23 protein-coding genes are annotated in these 26,436 nt (G+C 65.0%); 6 read left to right on the top strand and 17 right to left on the bottom strand.

Annotated elements, in window-relative coordinates:
* Positions 1-83: 83 nt before the first annotated feature.
* The 10 genes from C0606_00980 to C0606_00935 form a co-directional block, all read right to left on the bottom strand.
* Positions 84-2,141, bottom strand: coding sequence for an enoyl-CoA hydratase (locus tag C0606_00980; protein ID PLX39151.1), 2,058 nt, complete (start codon positions 2,139-2,141; stop codon positions 84-86).
* A 75-nt stretch (positions 2,142-2,216) separates the two neighbouring features.
* Complete coding sequence (locus C0606_00975) at positions 2,217-3,197, bottom strand: transcriptional regulator (GenBank protein PLX39632.1); 981 nt, start codon at positions 3,195-3,197, stop codon at positions 2,217-2,219.
* Positions 3,198-3,306: 109 nt separating this feature from the next.
* Entirely contained in the window at positions 3,307-3,717 is a 411-nt protein-coding gene (locus C0606_00970) for an acyl-CoA thioesterase (GenBank protein ID PLX39150.1), read from the bottom strand.
* The gene (gene boxA, locus C0606_00965) at positions 3,717-4,913 is read right to left on the bottom strand and encodes a benzoyl-CoA 2,3-epoxidase subunit BoxA (GenBank protein PLX39149.1); all 1,197 of its coding nucleotides are present in this window, start codon (positions 4,911-4,913) and stop codon (positions 3,717-3,719) included. The genes C0606_00970 and boxA overlap by 1 nt, the downstream gene beginning before the upstream one ends.
* Positions 4,914-5,056: 143 nt before the next feature.
* Positions 5,057-6,508 carry a benzoyl-CoA 2,3-epoxidase subunit BoxB gene (gene boxB, locus C0606_00960; protein ID PLX39148.1) on the bottom strand — a complete coding sequence of 484 codons (1,452 nt, stop codon included), beginning with the start codon at positions 6,506-6,508 and terminating at the stop codon, positions 5,057-5,059.
* A 30-nt stretch (positions 6,509-6,538) separates the two neighbouring features.
* Positions 6,539-8,200 (bottom strand): benzoyl-CoA-dihydrodiol lyase, encoded by a 1,662-nt coding sequence (locus tag C0606_00955; GenBank protein ID PLX39147.1) that lies wholly within the window; start codon positions 8,198-8,200, stop codon positions 6,539-6,541.
* 178 nt (positions 8,201-8,378) lie between these two features.
* Positions 8,379-9,932: a 3,4-dehydroadipyl-CoA semialdehyde dehydrogenase gene (locus C0606_00950; protein PLX39146.1), complete on the bottom strand. Its 1,554-nt coding sequence runs from the start codon at positions 9,930-9,932 to the stop codon at positions 8,379-8,381.
* Complete coding sequence (locus tag C0606_00945) at positions 9,929-10,765, bottom strand: alpha/beta hydrolase (GenBank protein PLX39145.1); 837 nt, start codon at positions 10,763-10,765, stop codon at positions 9,929-9,931. Before C0606_00945 ends, C0606_00950 begins: the two co-directional genes overlap by 4 nt.
* Positions 10,765-12,324, bottom strand: a complete 1,560-nt coding sequence (locus C0606_00940) for a benzoate-CoA ligase family protein (GenBank protein ID PLX39144.1) — start codon at positions 12,322-12,324, stop codon at positions 10,765-10,767. The genes C0606_00945 and C0606_00940 overlap by 1 nt, the downstream gene beginning before the upstream one ends.
* Before the next feature lie 48 nt (positions 12,325-12,372).
* Positions 12,373-12,840 (bottom strand): DUF4863 domain-containing protein, encoded by a 468-nt coding sequence (locus C0606_00935; protein PLX39143.1) that lies wholly within the window; start codon positions 12,838-12,840, stop codon positions 12,373-12,375.
* A 155-nt stretch (positions 12,841-12,995) separates the two neighbouring features.
* On the opposite strand from C0606_00935, the gene C0606_00930 reads away from it, so the two are divergent.
* From C0606_00930 to pcaF, 6 genes are all read left to right on the top strand, one after another.
* A complete protein-coding gene (locus tag C0606_00930; GenBank protein PLX39142.1) occupies positions 12,996-14,150 on the top strand; it encodes an ABC transporter in 1,155 nt (384 codons plus the stop codon).
* A gap of 64 nt (positions 14,151-14,214) precedes the next feature.
* Positions 14,215-15,081, top strand: coding sequence for a branched-chain amino acid ABC transporter permease (locus C0606_00925; GenBank protein PLX39141.1), 867 nt, complete (start codon positions 14,215-14,217; stop codon positions 15,079-15,081).
* A 3-nt stretch (positions 15,082-15,084) separates the two neighbouring features.
* Positions 15,085-16,065 carry a branched-chain amino acid ABC transporter permease gene (locus C0606_00920; GenBank protein ID PLX39140.1) on the top strand — a complete coding sequence of 327 codons (981 nt, stop codon included), beginning with the start codon at positions 15,085-15,087 and terminating at the stop codon, positions 16,063-16,065.
* The gene (locus C0606_00915) at positions 16,058-16,804 is read left to right on the top strand and encodes an ABC transporter ATP-binding protein (GenBank protein ID PLX39139.1); all 747 of its coding nucleotides are present in this window, start codon (positions 16,058-16,060) and stop codon (positions 16,802-16,804) included. The genes C0606_00920 and C0606_00915 overlap by 8 nt, the downstream gene beginning before the upstream one ends.
* A complete protein-coding gene (locus C0606_00910; protein PLX39138.1) occupies positions 16,797-17,495 on the top strand; it encodes an ABC transporter ATP-binding protein in 699 nt (232 codons plus the stop codon). The genes C0606_00915 and C0606_00910 overlap by 8 nt, the downstream gene beginning before the upstream one ends.
* Positions 17,496-18,695, top strand: a complete 1,200-nt coding sequence (pcaF, locus tag C0606_00905; protein PLX39137.1) for a 3-oxoadipyl-CoA thiolase — start codon at positions 17,496-17,498, stop codon at positions 18,693-18,695. It begins immediately after the preceding gene.
* Positions 18,696-18,711: 16 nt separating this feature from the next.
* Here the strand turns inward: pcaF and C0606_00900 are convergent, their stop codons facing one another.
* From C0606_00900 to C0606_00870, 7 genes are read right to left on the bottom strand one after another with little or no spacing between them, the layout of a single operon-like run.
* A complete protein-coding gene (locus C0606_00900; protein PLX39136.1) occupies positions 18,712-20,265 on the bottom strand; it encodes an acyl-CoA dehydrogenase in 1,554 nt (517 codons plus the stop codon).
* The gene (locus tag C0606_00895) at positions 20,262-21,134 is read right to left on the bottom strand and encodes a 4-hydroxyphenyl-beta-ketoacyl-CoA hydrolase (protein PLX39135.1); all 873 of its coding nucleotides are present in this window, start codon (positions 21,132-21,134) and stop codon (positions 20,262-20,264) included. The genes C0606_00900 and C0606_00895 overlap by 4 nt, the downstream gene beginning before the upstream one ends.
* A 21-nt stretch (positions 21,135-21,155) precedes the next feature.
* Positions 21,156-23,030: a feruloyl-CoA synthetase gene (locus C0606_00890; GenBank protein ID PLX39134.1), complete on the bottom strand. Its 1,875-nt coding sequence runs from the start codon at positions 23,028-23,030 to the stop codon at positions 21,156-21,158.
* A gap of 22 nt (positions 23,031-23,052) precedes the next feature.
* Positions 23,053-23,820 (bottom strand): enoyl-CoA hydratase, encoded by a 768-nt coding sequence (locus tag C0606_00885; protein ID PLX39133.1) that lies wholly within the window; start codon positions 23,818-23,820, stop codon positions 23,053-23,055.
* Positions 23,821-23,830: 10 nt separating this feature from the next.
* A complete protein-coding gene (locus C0606_00880; GenBank protein PLX39132.1) occupies positions 23,831-24,598 on the bottom strand; it encodes a 3-hydroxyacyl-CoA dehydrogenase in 768 nt (255 codons plus the stop codon).
* A gap of 10 nt (positions 24,599-24,608) precedes the next feature.
* Positions 24,609-25,889 carry a C4-dicarboxylate ABC transporter permease gene (locus C0606_00875; protein ID PLX39131.1) on the bottom strand — a complete coding sequence of 427 codons (1,281 nt, stop codon included), beginning with the start codon at positions 25,887-25,889 and terminating at the stop codon, positions 24,609-24,611.
* The gene (locus tag C0606_00870) at positions 25,889-26,428 is read right to left on the bottom strand and encodes a TRAP transporter small permease (protein ID PLX39130.1); all 540 of its coding nucleotides are present in this window, start codon (positions 26,426-26,428) and stop codon (positions 25,889-25,891) included. Before C0606_00870 ends, C0606_00875 begins: the two co-directional genes overlap by 1 nt.
* Positions 26,429-26,436 lie beyond the last annotated feature (8 nt).

The following is a 26,436-nucleotide window of genomic DNA, read 5'->3' as shown; positions in this document are numbered from 1 at the left end:
GGGGTCCGGTTCGAGGGAATTGCCCCGCTATGTAACCGAATTGGCCGCCCGGTGCACGGGGTTTGCCACCCGTGCGACCGCGGTCAGCGCCGCCAGTCGGCGAAGCGCAGCCCCTTTTCGGCGCATTCCTCCACCACCCGGCTCGGCTTCCAAACCAGCGCATCCTCCTTCGCCAGCTCACTCAGCCCTTCGAGCACGGCCTTGGCCCCAAGCGCGTCGGCATAGCACATGAGCCCACCACGCCAACGCGGGAAGCCGTAGCCGTGAACGGTGACGAGGTCGATGTCGGAGGCCTTCTCGGCAATCCCCTCAGCGAGGATTTCCGCAGCCTCGTTGATCATCGCAAGCGTCAGGCGATGACGGATTTCATCGGCGCTGAACTCACCCCGTTCGACCTTGGCGAAATGGGCCTCCTCACGGATCAGATCCTCGAGCAACGGGTCGACGACCTTGCCGCCACCGCCCGGATAACGATACCAGCCCACCGAGGCTTTGCGCCCGAGACGCCCCTCATTGACCATACGGTCGGCAATCGGGATATAGCGGCGGTTCGGGTCGCGCGTCGCGTCCTGCCGGCGGCGATTGGCGTGGGCGATGTCGAGGCCGGAGAGGTCCTGCGCCTCATACGGCCCCATTGCGTAGCCGAACTCGACTATGGCTTCGTCGAGTTCCCACGGCGTCGTGCCGTCCATGAGCAGCGTGTCGGCGGCCTCGCGATAGCGGGCGAGGATGCGGTTGCCGATGAAGCCGTCGCAAACGCCGGACAGCACAGGGATCTTCTTCAGACGGCGGGCGAGCGAGAAGCCGGTCGCCAGCGCGCGGTCCGAACTCTTCGCGCCGCGGATGATCTCCAGCAGCTTCATGATGTGGGCCGGCGCGAAGAAATGCAGACCGACCAGCCGCGAGGGATCGTCGAGGACGGCGGCGATTTCGTCGACGTCGAGATAGGACGTGTTGGTGGCAAGAATGCTTTCCGCCGGCATGGCCGCCTGCAACCGGCCGAAAACCTGCCGCTTGACCTCCATGCTTTCAAACGCCGCCTCGACCGCGAGATTGGCGTCGCCGGCAACCGCATAGTCGTCGGAAATGGTCAACCGGGAACGGCGGTCATCGGCGCCGGCGGCGTCGATCAGACCACGGCCAAGGCTCGCCTCGATGATCTTGTCGACATTGGCCCTTGCCCGCTCCACGCCGTCGGCGTCGGTTTCGAGCACACTGACCTTGAGGCCTGCGTTCAGCAGCGCGTAGGCGATGCCGGCCCCCATGGTGCCACCGCCGACGATTGCGACGTTCTCGACCGGCATCGGATCCGCCGTCAGCCAGCCCGGCGCCTTTGCGCCACGCTCGGCAAAGAAGATGTGGCGCAGGGAACGCGCCTGTTCGGACGCCCGCAGTTCGAGGAACACCGCGCGCTCGGCGGCCATCCCGTCGGCGAGCGACGCGCTCTGCGAAAGCTCAAGCAGGTCGATTGCCTTTTGCGGGGCGATCTGGCCGCGCATGCGCTTCGCCGCCGTTTTCCGCGCCTTCTCGAATGCTTCCGGCGCAACCGTACCGGTGTTCAGCTCGCCGACCGGGACCACCGTGCCGAGCTGTTCGCCGTTCAGCATTTCGGCGTGGGCGACCGGATCGTCGTCGACCTCGTTGACGAGCCCGAGCGCCTTTGCCGCCGTGCCGCTGACCGGCTTGCCGGTCGGCACCAGATCGAGCGCGGCTTCGAGCCCTATGAGGCGCGGCAGACGCTGCGTTCCGCCGGCGCCCGGGACGACGCCGAGCGTGACCTCGGGCAAGCCGACGGTCGCGTCGGGACGGGCAATGCGGTAGCGGCAAGCGAGCGCGATCTCCGCGCCCCCGCCGAGTGCCGCGCCATGGATCGCGGCGATCCACGGAACCGGGCTTTGTTCGATGCGGGCCAGCACGTCGGGCAGATGCGGCGGCTCGGGCGGGCGGTCGAATTCCGACGTGTCGGCGCCGGCGGCAAAGCCCCTGCCCTTGCCGGAGACAATGACGCGCTCCAGACCTTCGGCCTCGGCCCACTCGACGGCGTCGAGCAGCGCCTGGCGCAACGCCCGGCCGATCGCGTTGACCGGCGGATTGTCCAATTCGACATAGCCGTAGATGCCGTCCCGACGCCGTGAAAGCATCGTTTTCTCCTCACATGTTTGCGGATTGTCCCGAATCCGGAGCGCGATTGCAGGCTGAGCCCGCGCGCATCCGGGCTATTCGGACGCTGTGTTCGCCTTCTTCGACCGGCGGATGCCGGCATTTTCCTGGCAGATCGGCGTGCCGAGATAGCCCCGGTCGCAGATCAGTTCGATCAGTTCGTCGAGCGAGGTTTTCAGCGGCTTGCCCGAGGTATCGAGCTGCGCCAGCGCGCGCTCATAAAGCGACTCGCGGCTGCGCAGGATCGACTTGAGCTGCTCCATCGCTTCCGGGTTACCGGCCATCGGACGGGTGTCGCCCTGCGCCAGCACCCGCGACATATGCTCTTCGGGGCTCGCGCGCAGCCAGATCGTGTGGAAATGGTCGAGAAGCCGCTTGTAGGTGTCGGGCTCGGACACGATGCCGCCGGCAAGCGCAAGGATCGCGGTATCGTGGGTGGCAATCACCCGATCGATCGCCTCGGCTTCCAGCCGGCGATAGCCCTCCTGCCCGTAGAGCGCCAGCAACTCATTGACCGGCATGCCGGAATTGGCTTCGATCTCGCGGTTCAGCTCGACGAAGGGGACACCGAGCGCCTGGCCGGCCATGGCGCCCAGCGTCGACTTGCCGGCCCCGCGCAGTCCGATCAGGCCGATCCGGTGGGCGCGGCGTTTTTCCGCTGGCACAGGGTTGAGGATGTCCAGCACCTTCTGACGGACCGAGGCGGGCGCGACGCGGAACAGATCGGCGACGTGCAGCGCTTCCGAGGTCCACGGATCCTCTTCGCCGACGAACCATTCGATGCGGTGATCGAGCGCCAGCGCGACCTTTTTCAAAAGGCCGATGGAGATGTTGCCCTGACCAGCTTCGAGCTGCGCCAGATAGCGCGGCGAAACGCCGGAAATTTCCGAAATCACCCGTCGCGGCAAGCCTTTGAGCTCGCGCGCCTTGCGCACCCGTTCGCCGACGGATTTGACCAACTGGTCGGCCGCTGCATTGACGTCGTCATCGGCGCCCGCATCGACCGTTTCGCCCCGAAAATTCGTAATCTCGCCCATATCGCCAATCTCATGCACTATATTGCACATAGTAATGATAGATACAGGAAAACTCAACGCTTTTCTTCGATTCCCACAGGATTGCGGAGGGCCGCGTGCCGCCGGTCCCCTACCCGATCATGTGCACCGCCACGATGTCGCGTATCCGCTGTGGCGGCGGCGTCTTTTTGAACGCGTCGGCGACCGTAAAGACGCAGACGAAATCGCCCTCGAAACAGAGCTGCCCGTCCTGCCGCCCCTCGACGCGGAACCCGACCGAGGTCTCGCCGAGACGGTTCGGTCGCACCGCGCACATCAGCCTGTGACGCGGCGTGACCGGGGAACGGAAGCTCATGTTCATGCTGACGAACGGCGTACCGAGATTCTGGTCGATCTCCATCTGATACCAGCCGGCACCGCCATGGTGCTCCCACCAGGCGTTGATTGCGTCGAGCGCGAACATCGGCAACCTGCCGGTATAGGCGATCCGGGCGGGATCGCAGTCGCCCCAGGTGACGCGGATCTCGTGCTCGAAGGCCATCAATAGGTCTCGACGTGATAGCGGCCCTCTTCGCGCATCGCCTCGCGCGTCGTGTCCCAGGGCAGGCCGGCGCTTTCGGCGATGTTGGCGAAGGCCTTCTCGACGCCTTCCTCCATGCCTCTCAGGCCGCAGATGTAGATATGCGTCTTCGGGTCACCGAGCAATTCGGCAACGTCTTCCTGCTCGACCATCATGCGGTCCTGCACATATTCCTTTTGCGCACCGGGAATGCGGCTGAAGACCATGTGCTTGCGCAAAAGCCGGGCGGGCACTTTGTTGAGCGGGCCGAAATACGGCAGGCTGTCGGGCGTGCGTGCGCCGAAGAACAACACCATGTCGCCCGATGCACCGGCCGCCGAACGCTGACGCCGCATGGTGAAGGCGCGGAACGGCGCCGAACCGGTGCCGGTGCAGATCATCAGCAGACGTGCGGCAGGATCGTCGGGCATCAGGAAGGTTGCGCCGAACGGACCCGTCACCTGGACCTCGTCGCCCATCTTGAGATCGCAAACGTAATTTGAGCAGAGGCCGTTTTCCTCGCGCTTCACGGTCAGCGAGACGTTGTTGTAGTTCGGACGTTCGCCATCGCGCGGCGAGGAAACGGAATAGAGCCGCGGCAAATGCGGCTTGCCGTTCTCGTCCACGCCGGGCGGAATGATGCCGATCGACTGACCTTCCAGAAACGGGAAGGGCTGGCCGCCGAAATCGAGAATGATGTGGCGCACATCGGTGCCCGAGTCCTCGGACGTCAGGCGATAGGTGCCCTGCACCTTCGCCGTCGCGGGATTGCCGAGCCCATAGAGATTGACCGTCGGCTTGGAGGCGCTTGCCGGCGCCTTCGACTTGCCGCCCGCTCCCTTGTGCGCTTCGGCGAGCAGCGCCGACATCGCGTCGTCGAGCGCCTCGATGCCCTCATCGCTCGTTTCTCCGAGGTCCTGCTGGTCCGGCAGTTCGGCCCACGAATACTGGTCTTCCAGCGAATAGGGAGCGTCGACCACCCGCCACTCGTCGATCGAGCCGGTCGGACAGACCGGGATACAGGCCATGCAGTAATTGCAGATGGCCGCATCGACCACGACGTTGTTGTCGTCATGCGTGATCGCGGCGATCGGGCATGTCATCTCGCAGGTGTAGCAGCGGATGCAAATCTCCGGATCGATCAGATGCTGCTTCAACAGCTTCGTCGCGATGCCCATCTGGCTCCTCCCAAGCGCTTTTCATCATATTCGCCCGCAGCATGCGTGCTGCGACGCTCGTTCCCGGACGCTTCCCGGCGCCCGATGCGGAAGGGGCGGCGCGGAACACGCCGTCCCTCCCCCTGGTTCCGATAGGATTTGGCTCAGGCGCTGTGCAGCTTCACGTATTCGAAGTCGCCCGGCTTGTTGTCGATGCCGACTTTCGGCGGCGCAATCCAGCCGGCGTACTTGCCCGATTCCCAGCACGGCTTCATCAGCGACTGGATGAAGTCGCCGTCCGCATGGGTCGGCAGCCAGTTGGTGATACCGGCGTCGTACTCGGCGCCCGAAACCACCTTGCCTTCGGGGTCGAACAGGTGGCCGGAGAAGACACCGATCTTGCGGTTGAAGGCTTCGTGCGGCAGCTTCAGCTCGAACTGGACGCCGGCCTTTTCGATGATCTTGTTCCAGCGGCCAACGCCACCGGCGGCGTCGCGGCTGTAGTCGTCGCGCAGGCGCATGTTGATCGCGGTCAGTGCCGGGACTTCCTTCTGAACGGCCTTGCCGTCCTCGATGTCCCAGACGACGTAGCTGTCGCCGGTCAGCTTGTGGTCGTCGTCGATGCGGTGCTCCATGTAGCGGCCCTTGATGCCGGCATTGAAGGCATTGGCCGCATTGGTGGAGACTTCCTGGCCGAACAGGTCGAGGCTGAGCGTGTAGTGCAGGTTCAGCTTCTTCTGGATGGTCGGCAGGTCGATGACGCCGAGATCGCGGATCTTACCGATGTCATAGGGATCGTCGATGCCGTTGGCGTTCATCACATCACAGGTGCGCTGGATCACGCGGCCGACGCCCGTCTCGCCGACGAACATGTGGTGCGCCTCTTCGGTCAGCATGAAGCGGCAGGTGCGTGACAGCGGATCGAAGCCGGACTGGGCAAGGCTTTCGAGCTGCATCTTGCCGTCGCGGTCGGTGAAGTAGGTGAACATGAAGAAGGACAGCCAGTCCGGCGTCTCCTCATTGAAGGCACCGAGCATGCGCGGGGCTTCTTCCGAGCCGGACTGACGACGGAGCAGATCATCGGCCTCTTCGCGGCCGTCCTTGCCGAAATACTTGTGCAGCAGGTACACCATCGCCCACAGGTGGCGGCCTTCCTCGACATTGACCTGGAACAGGTTGCGCATGTCGTAGAGCGACGGCGCGGAGAGCGCCAGCCAGCGCTGCTGCTCGACCGAGGCCGGCTCGGTGTCGCCCTGAATGACGATCAGACGCTTCATCAGGTTGCGATACTCGCCCGGCACTTCCTGCCAGGCCGGCTCGCCGGCGTGCTCGCCGCACGGGATCCGGCGATCCTCAACCTGCGGCGCGAGCAGAACGCCCCAGCGGTATTCCGGCATCTTGACGTAGCCGAACTTCGCCCAGCCCTTCGGATCGACCGAGACGGCGGTACGCAGATAGACCGACGACTTCTGGAATTCCTCGGGGATGAGGCCGGTCCACCAGTTGATGTAGCCGGGATGCCATTTCTCCAGCGCTTTGAGAACGCGCTTGTCGCTGGACAGCCCGACATTGTTGGGGATTTGGGTGTCGTAACTCACATTGATCAGATCGAGCATTTGGAGCGTCTCCTGGTGCGTTGCTGTTTGTTAGACCCGGCGCATGTCGTAGTCGCCGCGGATGCCGGTCCCGTAGCGGCGCAGCGCGCCGTCCTCGCCAACCGCGTTGGGGCGCTGGAAGATCCAGTTCTGCCAGGCAGTCAGGCGGCCGAAGATGCGGGTTTCCATAGTTTCCGGCCCGGGGAAACGCAGGTTCGCTTCCATGCCGGTCAGGGCGTCGGGCGAGAAGCTGGCGCGTTCCTCCAGGAAGATGCGCACCTCGTCGTCCCAATCGACATCGTCGTAGGCGTAGGTCACGAGACCGAGACGATCGGCGTCGAAGGCCTCCAGTTCGTTGCCCTTTTCGGCCTCGGCCTCGGCGACCAGTTCCGGCGTGCCGAGGAACCGGGTCTGCAGCCGGGTGAGATCGTTCGACATCGGGAACGGACCGAAATTCGAGTCGGTCAGCGTGATCGCCGCGACGCGGCGATTGTCGCCCTCGAAGTCGCCTTCCATCATGTAGCTGCGGTCGACGGCGAACAGCAATTCCGCCAGCACACCGGCGAAGCATGAGCCGTTCTCGATCAGCGCGACGAGCGAGCGCGAGGTGAGATCAACCCGTTTCAGGACCCGCTTCCAGTAGAGCAGCATCTCGTTGGCGAGCCAGTGATCCTTGTTGGCGAAAAGCAACGCCTCGTGCTTGATGACCAGCGCCGGATCGCCCTGCGACTTGATAACGAGAACGCCGATTTCGAGCTCGTTCAACCGCAGATGAAGAATGGCGTCGTCCAGCTCGCGGGCGAGCCGCAGCATGTAGGTCTGGTCGCCCTCTTCCTGCAGCGCCTCCATCGACGCCGGCGCGGGACCGTCTGGACCGGCGATGGTGATCGTCGCCACACCCTTGTCGCGTTCGATGGCAACCTCGACCAGCGAGTATTGCACGCTGCCATCATCAGCAAAGGTGCGCGCGAGCGGGGTGAGCGCGACGCCCTTTGCGTCGTCGGGGCGATTCGACTTCGCGGCGAATTCCTTCGCGCGCTCGGCAACGATCTCGTCGAACTTGGAGTTCTGGACGACATCGTCGACGAGCCGCCAGTCCTTGGCGCGCTTGCCGCGTACACCCTCCTCGATCGAGCAGAAGACGTCGGCGTGATCGCGGCGCACCTTGCGCTTGTCGGTAACGCGGGTCAGGCCGCCCGTGCCCGGCAGCACGGCCAGCAGCGGCACTTCGGGAAGCGCGACCGAGGAGGAGCCATCGTCGGTGAGGATGATGTGATCGCAGGCGAGCGCCAGCTCGTAACCGCCGCCGGCGCAGGCGCCCTGCACAGCGCAGATGTAGCTCTGCCCGGATTCGACGCCGGCCGCCTCGAAGGTGTTGCGGGTCTCGTTGGTGAACTTGCAGAAGTTGACCTTGTGGGCGTGTGCCGCGCCCGCCAGCATGCGGATATTGGCGCCGGCGCAGAAGACCTTCTCCTTGCCGGAGCGCATCACCACGGTCTTGACCTCGGGATGCTCGAAACGCATCCGCTGGACGACGTCGGCCAGCTCGATGTCAACGCCGAGGTCGTATGAATTGAGCTTCAGCTCATAGCCCTCGAACAGACCGCCCTTTTCATCGACGTCCATATAGAGACTGGCGACGGGGCCATCATATTCGACACGCCAGTGGCGGTATTTGGACGGATCCGTCTGAAAGTCGATCACCTTGGTCACGGCCTGAAATCCTCCGAGGTTTGCGTCGCAACGCAGATTGCACAATATTGCCAACTTCAGGTCTCGTAAACCCCGTTTTGGCAGGATATTCCCTTTTTTAGTCGTTCATAGCCATAAATGGAAGCCATTTTATGCATCATATTGCACTTTTATTCAGTTTGATTGGATGCCTGCCGACTCACAGAACCGCGCCCGCCTCCGTGCCGCCGAGTGCTTCGAGCGCGGCGGGACCTGCCTGTACGGCGGTGCGCTGCATGTGGAAGCGCAGGCCGCGCAGACCGCCGAGCTCCTCGCCGCCACCGGCGCGGCCGGGACCTCCATGGACGCATTGCGGCATGACGATCGCGTGACCCGTGTGGGCCTTGCCGACCTCGCTGTCGACCATCAGCACGCGGCCATGCCACGGGCCGAGACCCGCAACGGTCTCGGCCTGCACCTTGCGGTCATTGGTGAACAGGCTGAGCGCGAGGCTGCCTTCGGCGCGTGTACCGAGCGTCACGGCCTGAGCCATATCGCTGTAGGGCAGCACCGTCGCGCAGGGTCCGAACACTTCGAGTTCATGCACGGCGTGGGCGCCAGACGGATCAAGGCAGGACAGCAGGCGCGGCGCGACGAAACCGGAGTTCACCGCGACATCGGGCAATCTGGCCTCGGCGACGAGCAGCGTCTCGGCGGACAGGGCTTCGATATTACGCAGTGCCTCGTCGCGTTGAGCGACATTGATGAGCGGGCCAACGCGGGTTGCCGGGTCGGCCGGGTCGCCGACCGCGAGGGCACTCACCTTGGCGGCGACCGCGGCGGTGAAATCATCGGCAAGAGCAGCCGGCACGAATATCCGGCGAATGTTGGTGCAGAGCTGGCCGGCCTTAACCGACAGCGCCGTGACGACCTCGCGCACCGCAAGATTGAAGATCTCATCGCCGGCGGTGACGTCGGGGCCGACAATGGTGGCGTTGACGCTGTCGGCCTCGACCGTCAGGCGCGGCGCGGCGATCATCTCGGCCGCTTCACGGCGCAGGATGCGGGCCGTTGCCGCGGATCCGGTGAAGGCGACCGAATCCATCGGCCCGAGTGCCGCGACCATGCCCTCGGCGCTGCCGCAAATAAGCGACAGCACGCCTTCGGGTACGACGCCTGCGGCGATCACATCGCGCATCATCCGCTCCGAAAGGAGCGCGGTCGATGTGGCCGGTTTCGCCAGAGACGGCACGCCGGCGAGCGTTGCCTGCGCGACCTTCTCCCACATGCCCCAGGAGGGGAAATTGAAAGCGTTGATCTGCACGGCCACGCCCGGCCGGGTCTGCCAGATATGGCGGGCAAAGAAGACCGGATCGCGGGCAAGCTGATCGCCGCCCGGTTCGACGATCATCGAGGCGTCGCCGAGCGACTTGCCGAGGCGCGCGTAGGTCTTCAGCGTGAAGATGCCGCCATCGATATCGACGGAGGCATCGGCGGCGGTGTTGCCGGAGTTCTCGCGCGCGATGTCGAGATAGGCATCTCGGTTCGCCTGCAGCGCGTCGGCGATTGCCTTCAAAAGCGCGCCGCGTTCGGCAAAAGTCATGTCGGCAAGCGCTCGGCCACCGGAGGTGCGGGCAAAGTCCAGCGCGGCGGCAAGGTCGAGCCCGGTCGCGCCGGCGCGTGCGATCTCATCTCCCGAGACCGGATTGACGAGGGCGCGGCCCTCCCCTTCACCAGCCTGCCAGCGTCCGCTCAGATAGCTTTCGAGTTTCATGCGACAGCCTCCTGCGCGGTCTCGTTCCCGTCGAGGCGGGCAAGGAACGCGGCGACGGCATCGAGCGTCGCCTGCGGCTGATCGATAAAGGGCGAATGACGGCAGTCCTCGAGCAAGGCGATGTCGACGGGCGCGTTGCTGCGCTCGGCCACGACATTCACCTGGGCCTCGGTGCCGTACTGGTCGCCAATGCCCTGAATGACGAGCGCAGGCACGCGCCAGCGCTCGATCACGTCGGCGACGTTCCAGTCCTTGAAGCCAGGCGCCAGCCAGGCGTCGTTCCAGCCCCGGAATGTCGCTTCGGGGTCGCGGTGGTATTTCGCCATGCGCGTTTTCAGGTCCTGACTGGCAAAGACGTCTTTGGCCCGCGCGATCTCTGTCAGCCCCATTTCCTCGGTGAAGAAATGCGGCGCCATCAGCACCAGCCCGCGCAGACGCGAGTCCTCGATCCGGCCGGCATATTCGGCCGCGATGGTTGCACCGTCGGAATGGCCGAACAGGACCACCTTCCCGGCGCCAACTGCGTCCAAGACCTCGGGCAGCGCCTCGACCGCCTCGCGGGTCATGTAGTCGAGCGGGCGCGGCAGATCCGCCGGATCGGACTGGCCGTAGCCGGCGCGCGAATAGGCAAACACCGGCAGACCCGTTGCCCCGGCAAGCTTTTCCGGGAAGTCACGCCACAGCGCGAGGCAACCGAGCCCCTCGTGCAGCATGACGATGGCGCTGCCGCCGCCAGCGGGCGCCGGCCCGAAGGTTCCCCATTCGAGCGACTTGCCCGCAGCGGTCAGGCGCCCAGTCAGGCGCCCGGTCCGGGCAGCCCAGTCGACGGCCATCACGCCGTCTCCTCGACCTCGACGTCGCGCAGCTTGAAGCGCTGGATCTTGCCGGTTGCGGTCTTCGGCAGTTCCTGAACGACGTCGATCCAGCGGGGATATTTCCACAGGCCGACCTTCGCCTTGACGAACTCCTTCAGCTCGCCGACGACCTTCGGGTCTGTGCCTGGCTTGAGAACGATGAAAGCGACCGGCTTCTCCAGCCCCTCCTCGTTACGATGGGCAACGACGGCGGCTTCCAGAACGCCCGGGTGCTCGACGAGCGCCTGTTCGACCTCGAACGGCGACACCCAGATGCCGGACACCTTGAACATGTCGTCGGCGCGGCCACAGTAGATGAAGCGGCCCTCGGGGGTGCGCTCGTATTTGTCGCCGGTGCGGGTCCAGTGGCCGGCGAAGGTCGCCATCGACTTGTGGCGGCGGTTCCAGTAGCCGTCGGCGCTCGACGGCCCGCGCACCAGAAGCTCGCCCACACCACAATCGGCAACGTCTTCGTCATGCTCGTCGACAAGGCGGACCTCATAGCCCGGCACCGGCGTTCCGGACGTGCCGTAGACGATGTCGCCCGGCCGGTTCGACAGGAAGATGTGCAGCATCTCGGTGGAGCCGACGCCGTCGATGATCTGGGCGTGCCAGAGCCGCTCCCAACGCTCGCCGATCTCGCGCGGCAGCGCCTCGCCCGCCGAGGTGCAGATGCGGATGCAGTGATCGGGCGCGGAGCCTTCGCGCTCGCGCTCGTTGACGAGGGCCGCGTAGAGCGTCGGCACACCGCAGAAGATGGTCGGCCGCTCCTTTGACATGATGTCGAATACCGCGTCGGGTGTCGGGCGACCGCTCAGCAGGATCGTCGATGCGCCGACCGACATCGGGAACGTCATCGCGTTGCCGAGCCCATAGGCGAAGAACATCTTGGCGACGGAATAGACGACATCGTCCTCGCGGATGCCGAGCACCTGCGCACCGAACGTGTCGGCGGTCGCCTTCAACGATGAATGGACATGGCGCACGCCTTTCGGGGTGCCCGTCGAGCCGGAGGAGTAGAGCCAGAAGGCCAGCTCGTCCTCGCAGACCTCGACCGGGGCTTCCACTGGCGCGCCGTCGACGAACTCGGAATAACTCTCGGTTCCCTCCGGGGCGTCGCCGATCACCACGACGGCACGCAAATAGCGGTTGGCGTCGAGCGCCGGCTTCACCGTCTCCCACATCGCCTGACAGACCATGAGGATCGTGGCGCGACTGTCGTTCAGAATGTTCTCGTAGATCTCGGGCGACAGCAGCGTGTTGATCGGCACGGGAATCGCACCGGCTTTTATCGCACCCCAGAACACCACCGGGAACTCGATCTGGTCGCGCACGATGATCGCGATACGCTCCTCGCGGCGCACGCCGTGGCGGGCAAGCGCGCCGGCGAAACGCCCGCTCTGCTCGGAAAGCTCGCCATAGGTCAGCGAACGATGCGCGCCATCGGCCTCGCGGAACGCGACCTTGTCTGCACGGCCTTCGGAAACATGCCGATCGACGAAATAGATCGCGGCATTTTCGTTGTTCTCACACTCCACCTTGTCCTCCTCCCTGCGCTGCCCGTCCGCGCGCAGTCTGTCTGTTTGTTATTGTCCGGTGAACTCGATCGCGCCGCCCGGAAGCAGATACAATACATAGGCATCGCCGCCGCCGACGGTCGGATAATGATCCGTGCCCGGGCCGTAGACGTACCAGCCCTCCGGAAAGGCGTCGAACATCGGCGCGCCTTCAAGGGCCATGACCGCGCCGATCTCCCCGTTAGGATGAATGTGGTGCGGTCCCCTGACATTCTTCATACGTACGACGTCGACGCTGAAGTCGCCGACCACTCCGCCGGGCTTCATGGCGCGGCCGAACTTGATGCCGCCCGCTTCGCGTCCCATCAGCCAGCCTTCGCGCTCGCCTTCGGCGCATAGGCTGCGCAGCTCGGCAAAGGCGACGTCGTCCTTCGCCCATTTGGAATTCAAAAATCCCTCAAGGGTTTCATCGAGTTGCCGCGAACCGATCGACGCCGCGATCTCACCAACAAGCTCTTCAAACCGCGCCTGACTCATGATTCCTCCCGATATGAACGGCATCTTTTGTTGTGCTTTATACTGCATAAAATTGTGCGATGTGCAACGAAATTGCTTTACGAGATGCATTTTTTTGCATATAGCCAAAATGCCAGATCAACAAAGATCACCAACGGCACCGAGGGAGGAAAAACATGAAAACCACGATCAAATGCATCGCGCTTGCAGCCGCCGTCAGCGTCGGCTCGACAGCCAGCAGCCTTGCCGAAACCAATGTCGGCCTGCTGCTGCCCTATTCCGGCACTTATGCGGCGCTCGGCAACGACATCACCGATGGCTTCAACCTGGCGCTCGAAGAAGCGGGCAAGACGGGTGAATTCACCATCGTGCGCGAAGACACCGAAGTGAAGCCGCCGGTCGGCCTGGCCAAGGCTCGCAAGCTTGTCCTGCAGGACAATGTCGACGTCATCGTCGGCGTGGTGTCCTCTGGCGTGCTCGGCGCGCTGCGCGACTTCATCGATGGCGCAAAGGTGCCGCTGATCGTCGCCAACGCGGGCAACGACGCCGCCACCGGCGCGAGCTGTTCGCCGTTCATTTCCCGCGTTTCGTTCTCCAACAGCCAGGTCAACCGGCCGATGGGCACCTGGCTTGCCGAACAGGGCATCAAGACCGTCTACACGCTGGCGCCGGACTATGCCGCCGGCCGCCAGATGATCGATGCCTTCACCGCCTCCTACACCGCCGCCGGCGGCAAGGTCGTGGGCGCGGAATACACGCCGTTCGGCAAGACGTCCGACTTCGGCCCGTATCTCACCAACGCCAAGGCGTCGGGCGCGGACGCGATCTTCGTCTTTTATGCCGGCGGCGAGGCGATCAGCTTCGTCAAGCAGTACGGCTCGTTCGATCTCGGCATTCCGCTCTATGGCTCGGGCTTCCTGACCTCGCCGCTCTACGTCAAGGCCGAGGGTGAGGCAGCCGTTGGCGTCAAGACGTCGCTGCACTACGTCCCGACCCTCGACACCCCGGAAAACGCGGCCTTCGTGAAGGCATTCAAGGCGAAGTACGACCGCATGCCGTCGGAATACTCGGTGCAGGGCTATGACGCCGGCCGTGTCTTGATCGGCGCCGTTGAAAGCGGCGCTTCCGATCGGGCTTCGCTGGCAACCGCGATCCCGCAGGTCAGCTACACCGGCCCGCGCGGCCCGCTGAAGATCGACCCGGCCACCAACAACGTCATTCAGAACATCTATGTCTACGAGACGGTGATGGCGGACGGTGCCCTGACGCAGAAGGTCATCGCGACCATGGAAGGCGTCCAGGACGCCCCGAACGGCTGCACACTGCAGTAATCGGCTGGCCCATGCCGCGCTCTGGCGCGGCGTGGGCCGCTTCCCCGAACAGGAGTGTCCCGACATGGATACCGGTTTCTGGGTGCTGCAGTTCCTGAACGCATTGCAGCTCTCGATGCTTCTCTTTCTGCTGTCGATCGGGCTGACGGTCATTCTCGGGCTGCTGCACTTCGTGAACCTGGCCCATGGCTCGTTCTATATGCTGGGCGCCTATACCGGGATCACGGCGGCGAGCTTTGCGGGCGGATACTGGGGCGCATTCCTTCTGGCGCCGCTGGCGGTGACTCTTGTCGGCGCCCTCCTCTATTTCCTCCTGATCGACCGGCTGCGCGGCGCGGGACCGATGAATCAGGTGCTCGTCACCTTCGGTCTGATCTTCGTCATCATCGATCTGGTACGCATCGGCTGGGGCGACATCGCGCTCGGGCTCGACACGCCCGACCTCCTTTCGGGAACGACCCATCTGCTCGGCGTCGCCTATCCGACCTACCGGTTGTTCATCATCGTGCTCGGCGCGCTCGTCATGGCCGGTTTGTGGGTGGTTCTGGCGCGCACGCAGATCGGCGCGATGATCCGCGCCAGCGTCGAGAACGAAGCGATGGCGACCGCCATGGGCATCAATGTGCGGCGCCTGTTCTTCCTCGTCTTCTGTGTCGGCTGCGCGCTGGCGGGCCTTGTCGGTGTCGTCGCCGCGCCGGTCTTTTCAGCAACGACGGGCATGGGCGTCTCGATCCTGATCCCGACGCTGATCGTCGTCGTCATCGGCGGGCTCGGCAGCCTGCAGGGCGCCGTCGCCGGATCGCTCATCATCGGCTTCATCGAAACCTTCGGCGCCGTCCTGCTGCCCGGCTTTGCCGCGATCCTCAGCTATGTGCTCCTTGCGGCGATCCTGCTTCTTCGCCCGCAGGGGCTTCTGCCGGCGAAAGGGTGATCCATGTTCCAGCAAACCACGGCACGTACCATCATCCTGTTCGCGGCGCTCGCGGGCCTTGCGATCTACGCGGCGACCGGCGGTTACTTCTCGCGTGAAATCGTCATCGAGATCGCGATCCTCGCCATACTCGCCGTCAGCCTCGACGTCTGCGCCGGCTTCGGTGGCATGGTCTCGCTGTGTCACGGCGCGATCATGGGTATCTCGGCCTATGTCTACGCCATCCTGACGGCCAAGTTCGGCCTGCCGAACCTGCCCTCGGCGGTCGCGGCGGTCGCGGCCGCGTCCGTCTTCGGAACGCTGGTTGGCTGGATCACCGGGCGCACGAGCGGCATCTATTTCATCATGGCCACGCTCGCCTTCGGCCAGATGGCCTATACCATCGTCTTCAAGTCGCGCTGGCTCGGCGGCGACGACGGCATGGGCGGCATCGCCCGGTTCGACTTCTCGTTCCTCGGAATCGATCTCAACGACAGCCTGACCTTCGCGCTCTACGCGTTGTTGCTGGTCGCGGGCGTCTATTTCGCTGCCGCCTGGGTGCTGCGCTCAGCCTTCGGGCGAACGCTGACGGGCATCCACAGCAATGAGGACCGGATGCGCGCGCTCGGCATCAACACCGTGTTCCATCGCGGCCGCGCCTTCGGCTTTTCAGCCCTGCTGGCCGGCGTCGCCGGCATTCTTGCCGCCCAGCACACCATGTACATCTCGCCCTCGCTGCTGTTCTGGACGGTGTCTGGCGAAGCCCTGATCGTGGTGATCCTCGGCGGGCTTGGCACGCTGGTCGGCCCGCTCATCGGCGCCGTTCTGTTCGTCTTCCTCAAGCACGAAGTCTCCAGCCACACCGACCACTGGCACATGGTGATCGGCCTTGTGCTGATCGCCACTGTGCTTGCAGGCGGTCGCGGCATCTGGGGTCAGATCGAATTCTGGCTCAATGGACGGCGCGGAACCGCCGGTCAGGCGAAGGAGCCGAGTCATGCTTGAGGTGAAAGAGCTCTGCAAATCCTTCGGCGGCATCGAGGTGACGCGCAATGTCAGCCTCGCGCTCGAGCCGGGCGAACGGCGCGTCATCCTCGGGCCGAACGGCGCCGGCAAGACGACCCTGTTCAATCTGCTGGTCGGGGCGCTGACGCCTTGCGGCGGCGACATCCTGATCGACGGCACCTCGGTGCGCTCGCTGTCGGTGGCGGAACGGGCGCGGCGCGGCCTGTCGCGCAGCTATCAGAAGAACAATCTGTTCGACGATCTGACCGTGCGGGAAAACCTAGCGCTTGCCGCGTCCGCCTCGCAGCGCAAGTCGCACTGGATGGTGCGCGACAGCTTTTCCGACAAGGAAGTCCGCGACACCGTGGAGGAAGTCGCCGAGCTGGTCGCGCTGCAGGACATGCTCGACGCGCCGGTGAAGAACGCCTCCTACGGCAACCGCCGCCAGCTCGAGGTCGGGCTCGCGCTGGCGACGCGGCCGCGCATCCTGTTGATGGACGAACCGACGTCCGGCGTCGGCCCTTCGATGATCCAGGGCTTTCACCATCTGCTGCACAAGCTGCCGAAGGATCTCACGGTGCTGATCATCGAGCACGACATGGATCTCGCCTTCGATGTCGCCGACCGGATCACGGTGCTCAATTTCGGCGAAGTGGTGTTTGAAGGAACTCCCGATGAAACACGTGGCAACCCCATTGTCCGCGACATCTATCTCGGCGATTGGCAAGCCGATGCTTGAACTCAGCGGCGTCGAGAGCGGTTACGGCGAAACCCGCATCCTGCACGGCATGGACCTGACGGTGCGCGAAGGCACGGTGCATGCGCTGCTCGGGCGCAACGGCGTCGGCAAGTCGACGACGCTGAAGACCATCATCGGCCACCTGCCGACCGAAGCCGGCACGATCACCTTCGAGGGCCGCTCGATCGGTGGCGGCAAACCCTATGACAACGCCAAGGCCGGCATCGCCTATGTGCCGGAAACGCGCGACATCTTCGGCGCGCTGTCGGTGCGCGAAAACCTGGAACTGGCGAGCCGCCTCGCCGGTCCCAATCCGGAATGGACGCTGGAGCGCGTGACCGCCTTCTTCCCGAACCTCGCCAACCGTCTCGACAATGGCGGCCATCAGCTTTCGGGCGGCGAGCAGCAGATGCTGGCGATCGGGCGGGCGCTGATGAGCAGCCCGCGCATCCTGATCCTCGACGAACCGACCGAGGGCCTCGCACCGATCATCATTCAGCAGATCTTTGCCAAGCTGAAGGAACTGAAGGCGGCGGGGCTGACGGTCCTGCTCGTCGAACAGAACCTCAATTTCGCGCTTGGTCTCGCCGATGAGGTCAGCCTGATGAGCCGCGGCCAGATCGTCTGGCGCGGCACCTCCGCCGACCTGCGCGAAGATGAGGAAACGCACACCCGCTATCTGGGGGTCTGAATGCCCGCCGCCTATATCTGCGACTATATCCGCACGCCCATCGGCCGTTACGGCGGCGCGCTGTCGCCGGTTCGCGCCGACGATCTGGTCGCGATCCCGCTCGCCGCCCTCGCCGCGCGCAATCCGGGCATGGATCTCACGTCCATCGACGACGTCATTCTCGGCTGCGCCAATCAGGCTGGCGAAGACAACCGCAATGTCGCGCGCATGGCAGTGCTGCTCGGCGGGTATCCCGACAGCGTATCGGGAACGACGGTCAACCGGCTTTGCGGGTCGGGCATGGACGCGGTCGCGATTGCCGCGCGGGCGATCATGGCGGGCGATGCCGACCTCATGATTGCCGGCGGGGTCGAATCCATGTCGCGGGCGCCGTTCGTGATGCCGAAGGCAACCTCAGCATTTTCGCGCGCCAACGAGGTGCACGACACGACCATCGGCTGGCGTTTCGTCAATCCGGCCATGAAGGCAGCGCACGGCGTCGAATCGATGCCGGAAACCGCCGAGAACGTCGCCGAAGACTTCTCAATCAGCCGGGCGGATCAGGACGCCTTCGCCCTGCGCTCGCAACAAAAGGCCGGCGCGGCGATGGCGAATGGCCGTCTCGCCCGCGAGATCGTGCCGGTGAGCATTCCACAACGACGCGGCGACCCGCTTATCGTCGACACAGACGAGCACCCTCGCCCCGAGACGACGCTTGATGGCCTCGCGAAGCTGAAGACCTTCGTCAAGGCGGATGGCTCCGTGACGGCAGGCAATTCGTCTGGCGTGAACGATGGCGCGACGGCGCTGGTGGTCGCGTCCGAAGCGGCCATCAAGGCCCACGGTCTGACACCAATTGCCCGCGTGCTGGGTGCTGCAACGGCAGGTGTACCGCCGCGTATCATGGGGTTCGGTCCCGCGCCGGCATCGAAGAAGCTGATGGCCCGTCTCGGGCTCGGCGTGGACCACTTCGCCGTCATCGAACTCAACGAAGCCTTCGCCAGTCAGGGTCTCGCCGTGCTGCGCGATCTTGGCATCGCGGACGACGATCCGCGCGTGAACCCGAATGGCGGCGCCATCGCGCTCGGCCATCCGCTCGGCATGTCGGGCGCGCGCATCACCGGATCCGCCGCGCTTGAGCTCGGGTCCGGCGAAAAGGCGCTCGCCACCATGTGCATCGGCGTCGGACAGGGCATCGCCATCGCGCTGGAAGCCGTTTGAGGGGTCAGGGAGCGCCTCAAAGCGCTCCCGTTTCGACCAACCCCGCGAGCCGCTTCAGACGGTCCGCGTCCGGCGCCGCATCGGCTGCCGCGGCGACGCGCGCCCAGGCCGCGCGGTAGGCGAGATCGCAGGTCGTTTCCATGAAGGCATGGGCCTCGACGGCAGGGTCGTTGCTGGCGGCGACGCGCTGCGCTTCTTCTACCCAGCCCTCTGCCAACGCCTCGAACGCGGCACCACTGTCGCGCAAGAAGCCCGCGAAAGCCGCAATGCCGGCACCGCCGTTCATCTTCAGCGAGCGGGTCGCCGTCGTGCGGGCATGGATACCGTTGGTGCCTTCGTAGATCGCGCAGATGCGGGCATCGCGCCAGTTCTGCTCGGCGCCGTATTCGCGCAAGTAGCCGTAGCCGCCCATCACCTGAATGGCGAGGTCTGCGGCGCACGTACCGGCGTCGGTGCAGAAATACTTGCACAGCGGCGTCATGAACTCGACGAAGTCATGCGCGTCGCCGAGCGCTTCGGCAACCAGCGTCAGATGGCAGAGCGCCCGCCCACCGATGGCCAGCGCATCGCAGGTGTCGATCATCCGCGCGACGTCGGCATGGCGGTCGATGGTCACCGGCTGGCCGGTTGCATCGCGCCCCTGCTGGCGCTCGGCGGCATAGCGGCGGGCGAGATCGGCAGCGCGCGCTGCATGCGCAACACCCTGCAGCGCGACGTCTATGCGCGCGTGGTTCATCATGGCGAACATCGCCTTCAGGCCGCCGCCCTCCTCGCCGACGAGGTGGCCAATGGCTCCATCAAAGGCGAGCTGGCAGGTCGGCGAGGCGTGAAGGCCGAGCTTTTCCTCGATCCGTGTTACCGAAATCGGGTTGCGTGTGCCGTCCGGGAGGTCCGACAGACACGCAAACAGGCTCAGTCCCTTCACGCCCGCCTCGGTCGGGCCCGATCGGGCCAGCACGAGATGGAAAATGCCTTCCGACATGTCCTGATCGCCGCCGGAGATGAAGATCTTCTCGCCGTCGATGCGCCAGGTGTCGCCGTCCTTCGCCGCGCGGGTCCGGATCACCGAAAGATCCGACCCGGCGCCGGGCTCGGTCAGCGCCATGGTCGAGAGCCAGCGCCCCTCGGCCAGCGGCGGAATCCAGGCGGCCTTCTGTTCCTCGGTGCCGAAATGCATCAACACGGAGACCGCGCCGGGCACCAGCGAGGTGACCATCTGCAGCGAATGGTTGGCGGCGGTGAAGATCTCGCTGACGCCAGCACGAACGGCGCCGTTTAGCCCCTGCCCGCCATGCTCTTCAGGTGCGGAAAGCCCCTGCCAACCCTGTTCGGCCAGTTCGCCATAGACCTCGCCGAAGCCGTCGGGCATGCGCACGCGGCCATCGACAAGCCGGCAGCCCTGCTGGTCGCCAGCGGCATCGAGCGGTGCGATCCGCCCTTCGGCAAAGGCGGCGAAATGCGCAATGATCTCGGCGGCCAGTTCGTCGTCCCAGTCGGCAAGCCGGTCGGCGCGCGCCACATGGCGGAGCGAGAAGACGATATCGTCGACCGGCGCGTGGAATTCGCTCATGACACCCCCAGCAGGCGCATGGCGTTTTCCTTTAGGATCAGCGGGCGGACCTCGTCGCGGAAGTCGGCCTTCTCGAAGGCGCCCAGCCACTTCTCCGGCGAGATCATCGGCCAGTCGGAGCCGAACAGCATCTTCTCCTTGAGAATGGTGTTGGCGTACTGGATGAGGATCTTGGGGAAGTATTTCGGCGACCAGCCCGACAGATCGATATAGACGTTGGGCTTGTGCTGGGCGACCGACAGCGCTTCCTCCTGCCAGGGGAAGGATGGGTGCGCGAGAATGATCGGCATGTCCGGGAAATCGACCGCGACGTCGTCGATATACATCGGGTTGGAGTATTTCAGCCGCATCCCGTTGCCGCCGGGCATGCCCGACCCGACACCGGTCTGGCCGGTGTGGAACAGCGCCGGCTTGCCGGTCTCGGCAATCGCCTCATAGAGCGGATAGGCGAGCCGGTCGTTGGGATAGAAGCCCTGCATGGTCGGGTGGAACTTGAAGCCCTGGATGCCGTAGTTCTCGACCAGATTGCGGGCCTCGCGCGCGCCGAGCTTGCCCTTGTGCGGATCGATCGAGGCGAACGGGATCAGGATGTCGTCGTTCTCGGCGGCGAGTTCGGCCACTTCCTCGTTGCGATAGCGGCGGTAGCCGGTCTCGCGTTCGGAGTCGACGGGGAAGATCACCGCGGCGATGTTCTGGGCGCGGAAGTGAGCGGCCGTTTCGGGAATGGTCGGCGGATGCGACCACGGCGCGCCGAAATATTTCGCCATCGTGCTCTGCAGCTCGTCATAGCCGTCATCGGTATGGCAGCCGCAGGGCTCCTCCGCATGGGTGTGGAAGTCGATCGCGCGGACCGCTGAGAAATCGACCATGTGAACTCTCCTTTGGGCGCGTTACACGCGGATCAGCGCCGGGTCTTCGTTGTCGTACAGCCGCTCCAGCAGGTCGGCGCGGCGCTTGAGGATGTTGTTGATGTTCAACGATCCCTTGTCGGTGATCTCGTTGTGCTGCAACGACGGCGGCTCGGCGACGATGATGGCGCGGGTGATGCGCTTGGCCGAACCCGTGACGTGGTGATTCATGTCGCGCAGCCGCTCTTCGATGCGGGCCATCAGGTGCTCGTCGGTGATGGCGCCATGGGTGACCTCGCCGGCCTCCGCCGCGCCGTCGGCCGGGAAGACGAACAGGCCGACTTCGCCGCGGTCGTGGCCGCACACGACGATGTCGCGCGCCAGACCGGAGAGTTCGGCGAGCACCTTCATGCGCAGCGTGCCGGCCTGCACCCAGGTGCCGGTCTCGAGCTTGAAGTCCTCCGACACCCGTCCGTCGAAGATCAGGCCGCGCGCGGCATCCGCCTCGTCGACGAAGCGAACCGCGTCGCCGGTGATGAAGAAGCCCTCCTCGTCGAAGGCGGCCGCCGTCTTTTCCGGGTCCTGATAGTAGCCCTCCATGACGTTCGGGCCCTTGACGCGGACCTCGCAACGACGATCGTCATCGGGAATGAGCTTGATCGTCACGCCCGGCAGCGGAACCCCGATCACGCCGGAGCGGCCGATCGGTTCGTGCACGAACAGGCAGGCAGGCGCGGTTTCGGTCAGGCCCCAGCTCGAGGTCATCAGCGGCAGGCCGCCGAGTGCTTCAAAGCAGTAGCGTTCGAGCGCGGTCCACACATTCTGCGGCAGCGACGCGCCGGCGTAGAACAGCAGCTGCTGCTCCTTGATGATGTGACGGCGCAGGTCCGGCTTGTCCTTCAGCGCCTCGGCCATCATCACCCAGCCGACCGGCACGTTGAACGCCATGGTGCCGGGACGGTCGGTGCGGTTCTTCAACGTGGTGGCAAAGGCGGGTCCCGTCGGCTTGCCGCTATCGATGGTCAGCGTGCCGCCGTGGGCGAGCATCATGTTGACGTTGTGGCTGCCGCCGAAGACGTGGTTCCAGGGAAGCCAGTCGGTGATGCGCTGCGGGGTTTCATGCAGGAACGGCAGCACGGCGCCGATCTGCGCCTGGTTCACGCACATCATGCGATGGGTGGTCAGCACGCCCTTGGGATCGGAGCTGGAGCCGGACGTGAACAGAATCTTGGCCAGAGCATCCGGGCCGACCCTGGCGTGCGCGGCATCGACGTCGACGCTGTCGTCGCCCTCAAGCAGCTTCGCCATCGGCGTAACAGGCCGCGAGCACTCGCCACGGCAGGCGACGATCTCGACACCTTCGAGTTCCGGCAACGCCAGCGCCGACGCGTAGCGGGTCGCGTCGTCGACGAAGGCCATTTTCGGCTTCACCTTGTCGAGCACGTAGACCAGCCGGCCATGCGCCTCGACGATGAGCGAGTATTGCTCGGCAAGCGGCACCACCGGCACGCCGACATATTGCGCGGCAAGCGACATCACCAGGTGATCGAGGCCGTTGCCCGACATGATGACGATCGTGTCCTCTTCGCCGAGCCCGCGCGCAACCAGCGCGGCGCCGACCGCGCGCACCTGCTGCAGCAGTTCGGCGTAGGTGTCGTTGCGCCAGCCGTTGCCCTCCTGCGGGCGTTCGGAAACGGCGATGCGATACGGCGCCTTTTGCGCCCAATCGTGCAGCCACTGGCCGGTGTTGCGGGCCGGTTCGGGAAGCTCGTATCCCGAACGCAGGAGAATCGTGCCATCGGCCCGGTCCTCACGAACCACCTTGTGCGGCAGATAGTGGGTCAGCGTGTGCCGCCGCGCCCACTCGGCGCGTTCGGCAAGGTCGGTCGGTGCTTCTTCGATTATCGTTGTGGTCATTGTTCCCTCCCCCGTTCCGTGTTTAACGGAACACCGGCGCGCGTTTTTCGAGGAATGCCTTGAGGCCTTCCTCGGCATCGGGCGTGGTCTGAACGAGCGCGGCAGCCAGGCTCTCGGTGAACAGCCCGTCGGCGCGCGACATATCGCCGATCCGCGCCAGCGCATTCACCATGAAGTAGTTCGACATCGGCGCGTTCTTGGCGATCTTGGCCGCGAGCTTGCGCGCCATCGGAAGTGCTTCGCCCTCGCCGACGGAATAATGCGTCAGCCCAAGGCGCAGCCCCTCTTCCGCGTCGTAGATCCGTCCCGTCAGCATCATCTCCACCATACGGTCGGGACCGAGGATGCGGCCGACCCGCACCGTCGCGCCGCCGCCGACGAAGATGCCGCGGCGTCCTTCCGGCAGCTGGAACATCACCGAGGGCTCGGCGATGCGCACATGGGTCGCGGTCGCCATTTCAAGGCCGCCGCCGATCACCGCGCCGGTCATGGCGCTGATCGTCACCGGGCCGCCGAACTGGATCATATCCATGACCTGATGCCAGTGGCGGGAGTGGTGGACACCCTCTTCGGCGCTACGGGAAACGTGCTCGGCAAGGTCGAGGCCAGAGCAGAAATGACCGCCGCGCCCGTGCAGGATCACCACGCGGACCTCTTTCGGCAGGGTCTGATAGAAGTTCTCGATCTCGGACAGGAGGCCGTCGGACATGGCATTGCGCTTGTCCTCACGGGTCATGACGAGCTCGGCGATCATGCCGTCGTACTTGGCTTCGGTGTAGGTGCCGGTCAACGCGTAGTCCTCACTTCGGGGCCAGTCGAACGGCGCTGTCGAGGCGGATCACCTCGCCGTTCAGAATGGGGTTTTCAACGATCTGCTGGACAAGCATGGCGAACTCGTCGGGCGTGCCCATGCGCGACGGGAACGGGATCCCCGCCTCAAGCGAGGCGCGCACTTCAGGCGTCAGCCCGCCGGCCATGGGGGTTTCGAAAATGCCGGGCGCAATGGTCATCACCCGGACGCCGACGCGCGCCAGTTCGCGCGCGGCCGGCAGCGTCAGCGAGGCAACGCCGCCCTTCGAGCAGGCGTAGGCCGCCTGGCCGATCTGGCCGTCCTGATAGGCGACCGAGGCGGTGTTGACGATCACCCCGCGCGCGCCGTCGGCATCGACGGGGTCGAGCGCGGACATCGCACGGGCGGCAACGCTTAGCACGGTGTAGGTGCCGATCAGGTTGACCTCGATGGTGCGGCGAAAGACGTCGAGGGTCAGCGATCCATCGCGCGGCAGGATGCGGGCCGCCGTGCCGATGCCGGCACAACTGGCGACGATGCGCGGTGCGCTGCCGAATTCGGCTGCGACTTTGTCGAAGGCCCCCTCGACCGCCGCGGCATCGGTGACGTCGGCCGCGACGGCCAATCCGCCAATCTCCGAGGCAACACGCTCGGCGGCTGTTTCGCTCATATCGAGCACGGCGACACGGGCGCCCTGGCCGGCGAGCCGTCGGGCGGTTGCTTCGCCGAGGCCGCTGCCGCCGCCCGTTACCAGTGCGATCTGTCCGGAAACCTGCATGGTCCCCTCCCTAGAACAAGCCGTGTGTCGCGAGCATGATCGCGATCAGCACGAGGTCGGCGAGGAGGAACGGCACGATTCCAGCGAACACCTGTTCGAGCCGGACGAAATCTCGTGCCACGGAATGAATGACGAACACGTTCAGTCCGACGGGCGGCGTGATCATGCCGATCTCGAGCAGTTTGGCGACGAGGACGCCGAACCAGATCTTGTCGATGCCATGAATGCCGATGAGCGGCAGGAACAGCGGCAGTGTCAGCAGCAACGCGCCGATCGGCTCAAGGAACATGCCGAGCGCGAGATAGATCAGCGTGATGGCGATCAGCAGGCCGGTGGTGCCGAGGCCCATGCTCTCCACGAGGCCGCTGATCTCGACCGACAGGCCGGACATGGCGACAAGGCGGGTAAAGAGATTGGCGCCGATGGCGATGATGAACAGCGCGCCGGAGGCAAGCAGCGTATCGACGAGGCTTTCGCGGAAGCCGCTCCAGCTCAGCGAGCGGCGGGAAAGGCCGATAACGAGCGCCATGAAGGCGCCGAACGCGCCGGCTTCGCTCGCGGTGAAGAAGCCGCCGAACAGGCCGCCGAGAACCGACAGGATCAGCAGCAGCACGGGCCAGATCTCGAGCGTCTTCGCCCAGCGGTCGCTCATCGTGTAGGGCTCGCTGCGCGGCAGGCGACCGGGCGACAGGCGTGACACGATAAGAACGGCGGCGACGTAGAACAGCAGCGAGATGACGCCGACGATCAACCCGCCGATGAACAGCGCGTTGATCGAGCTGTTCGACTGAATGCCGAACAGGATCAGGATGATGGACGGCGGGATCAGCGCGCCGATGGTGCCGCCGGCGGCAACCGAACCGGTCGCGATGCGCAGATCGTAGCCCTGCCGGTTCATCTCGGGGATGGCGATCCGGCCAATTGCCGCCGAACAGGCGACAGAGGACCCGGACACCGCGGCAAAGCCCCCGGCGCCGGCGAGCGAGGCGATGGCAAGCCCGCCCGGCAGCCAGCCCCACCAGATCCGCGCCGCCTCGAACAGGCCGCGCGTCAGGCCGGAGTGATAGGCGAGATAACCCATCAGCAGGAACATCGGGATCGAGGAGAGCGTCCAGTTTGCCGACGACGAATAGGGGATCGTCGAGAGCATGCTCATGGCGGGCCGCATCCCGGCGATGGCCCAGATGCCAGCGAAGGAGACGAAGATCAGGCTGACGCCGATCGGCACGCGCAAGGCGATCAGAACGAGCAGGCCGACCAGGGCCAGGATGCCAATGGTGATCGGATCCATCACGAGGCCTCCCCGGCATGGGAGTCGATCTCTTCCAGCGGGTCATGGGCGTGGAGTTCAAAACGTCCGGTCAACACCTCGATGAGGCGGACCAGCAGGATGACTTCCATCAGCGCGAACGAGACCGGCGGGATCCAGAAGCTCGGCCAGGTCGAGAAATACATCGTGCCGACCTCGACATAGGAACTGCGTGCTGTCTGGCGCAGCGCCTCCTGTGCGGAGCCCCAGGCGAGAACACCGAACACGGCGAGACCGATCAGAAAGCCGCCGAGCGCCACCACCTTGCGCATCGGCCCGTTCAGGCCGTCGGTGAAGATGGTTGCCTCGATATGCCGGCGGCCGATCTCGGTCATGGCGAGCGGCAGGAAGCTGATCGACACCATGTAGTAGCGCGCGACGATTTCAGCGGTCGCCGGAACGCCGTCTCCGATGAAGCTGCGCAAGAAAACGTCGGCGACGACCTGCAGCATCATGGCGAGCAGCACGAATGCCGCGAACAGCAGACTGACCCGACTGACGATGGTTTCGAACGTCTTCATGGGACCCC

The organism is Hyphomicrobiales bacterium, assembly GCA_002869065.1.
GTDB lineage: Bacteria > Pseudomonadota > Alphaproteobacteria > Rhizobiales > Rhodobiaceae > Rhodobium.
This window is presented reverse-complemented; position numbering and strand designations above follow the sequence as displayed.

What these genes read in the sequence shown, in the direction of transcription:
- C0606_00980 (PLX39151.1), bottom strand. Translation starts at nt 2,141, where the DNA reads ATGCTTTCACGGCGTCGGGACGGCATCTACGGCTATGTCGAATTGGAC.
- C0606_00975 (PLX39632.1), bottom strand. Translation starts at nt 3,197, where the DNA reads ATGGGCGAGATTACGAATTTTCGGGGCGAAACGGTCGATGCGGGCGCC.
- C0606_00970 (PLX39150.1), bottom strand. Translation starts at nt 3,717, where the DNA reads ATGGCCTTCGAGCACGAGATCCGCGTCACCTGGGGCGACTGCGATCCC.
- boxA (PLX39149.1), bottom strand. Translation starts at nt 4,913, where the DNA reads ATGGGCATCGCGACGAAGCTGTTGAAGCAGCATCTGATCGATCCGGAG.
- boxB (PLX39148.1), bottom strand. Translation starts at nt 6,508, where the DNA reads ATGCTCGATCTGATCAATGTGAGTTACGACACCCAAATCCCCAACAAT.
- C0606_00950 (PLX39146.1), bottom strand. Translation starts at nt 9,932, where the DNA reads ATGAAACTCGAAAGCTATCTGAGCGGACGCTGGCAGGCTGGTGAAGGG.
- C0606_00945 (PLX39145.1), bottom strand. Translation starts at nt 10,765, where the DNA reads ATGGCCGTCGACTGGGCTGCCCGGACCGGGCGCCTGACTGGGCGCCTG.
- C0606_00935 (PLX39143.1), bottom strand. Translation starts at nt 12,840, where the DNA reads ATGAGTCAGGCGCGGTTTGAAGAGCTTGTTGGTGAGATCGCGGCGTCG.
- C0606_00930 (PLX39142.1), top strand. Translation starts at nt 12,996, where the DNA reads ATGAAAACCACGATCAAATGCATCGCGCTTGCAGCCGCCGTCAGCGTC.
- C0606_00925 (PLX39141.1), top strand. Translation starts at nt 14,215, where the DNA reads ATGGATACCGGTTTCTGGGTGCTGCAGTTCCTGAACGCATTGCAGCTC.
- C0606_00920 (PLX39140.1), top strand. Translation starts at nt 15,085, where the DNA reads ATGTTCCAGCAAACCACGGCACGTACCATCATCCTGTTCGCGGCGCTC.
- C0606_00915 (PLX39139.1), top strand. Translation starts at nt 16,058, where the DNA reads ATGCTTGAGGTGAAAGAGCTCTGCAAATCCTTCGGCGGCATCGAGGTG.
- C0606_00910 (PLX39138.1), top strand. Translation starts at nt 16,797, where the DNA reads ATGCTTGAACTCAGCGGCGTCGAGAGCGGTTACGGCGAAACCCGCATC.
- pcaF (PLX39137.1), top strand. Translation starts at nt 17,496, where the DNA reads ATGCCCGCCGCCTATATCTGCGACTATATCCGCACGCCCATCGGCCGT.
- C0606_00900 (PLX39136.1), bottom strand. Translation starts at nt 20,265, where the DNA reads ATGAGCGAATTCCACGCGCCGGTCGACGATATCGTCTTCTCGCTCCGC.
- C0606_00895 (PLX39135.1), bottom strand. Translation starts at nt 21,134, where the DNA reads ATGGTCGATTTCTCAGCGGTCCGCGCGATCGACTTCCACACCCATGCG.
- C0606_00890 (PLX39134.1), bottom strand. Translation starts at nt 23,030, where the DNA reads ATGACCACAACGATAATCGAAGAAGCACCGACCGACCTTGCCGAACGC.
- C0606_00880 (PLX39132.1), bottom strand. Translation starts at nt 24,598, where the DNA reads ATGCAGGTTTCCGGACAGATCGCACTGGTAACGGGCGGCGGCAGCGGC.
- C0606_00875 (PLX39131.1), bottom strand. Translation starts at nt 25,889, where the DNA reads ATGGATCCGATCACCATTGGCATCCTGGCCCTGGTCGGCCTGCTCGTT.
- C0606_00870 (PLX39130.1), bottom strand. Translation starts at nt 26,428, where the DNA reads ATGAAGACGTTCGAAACCATCGTCAGTCGGGTCAGTCTGCTGTTCGCG.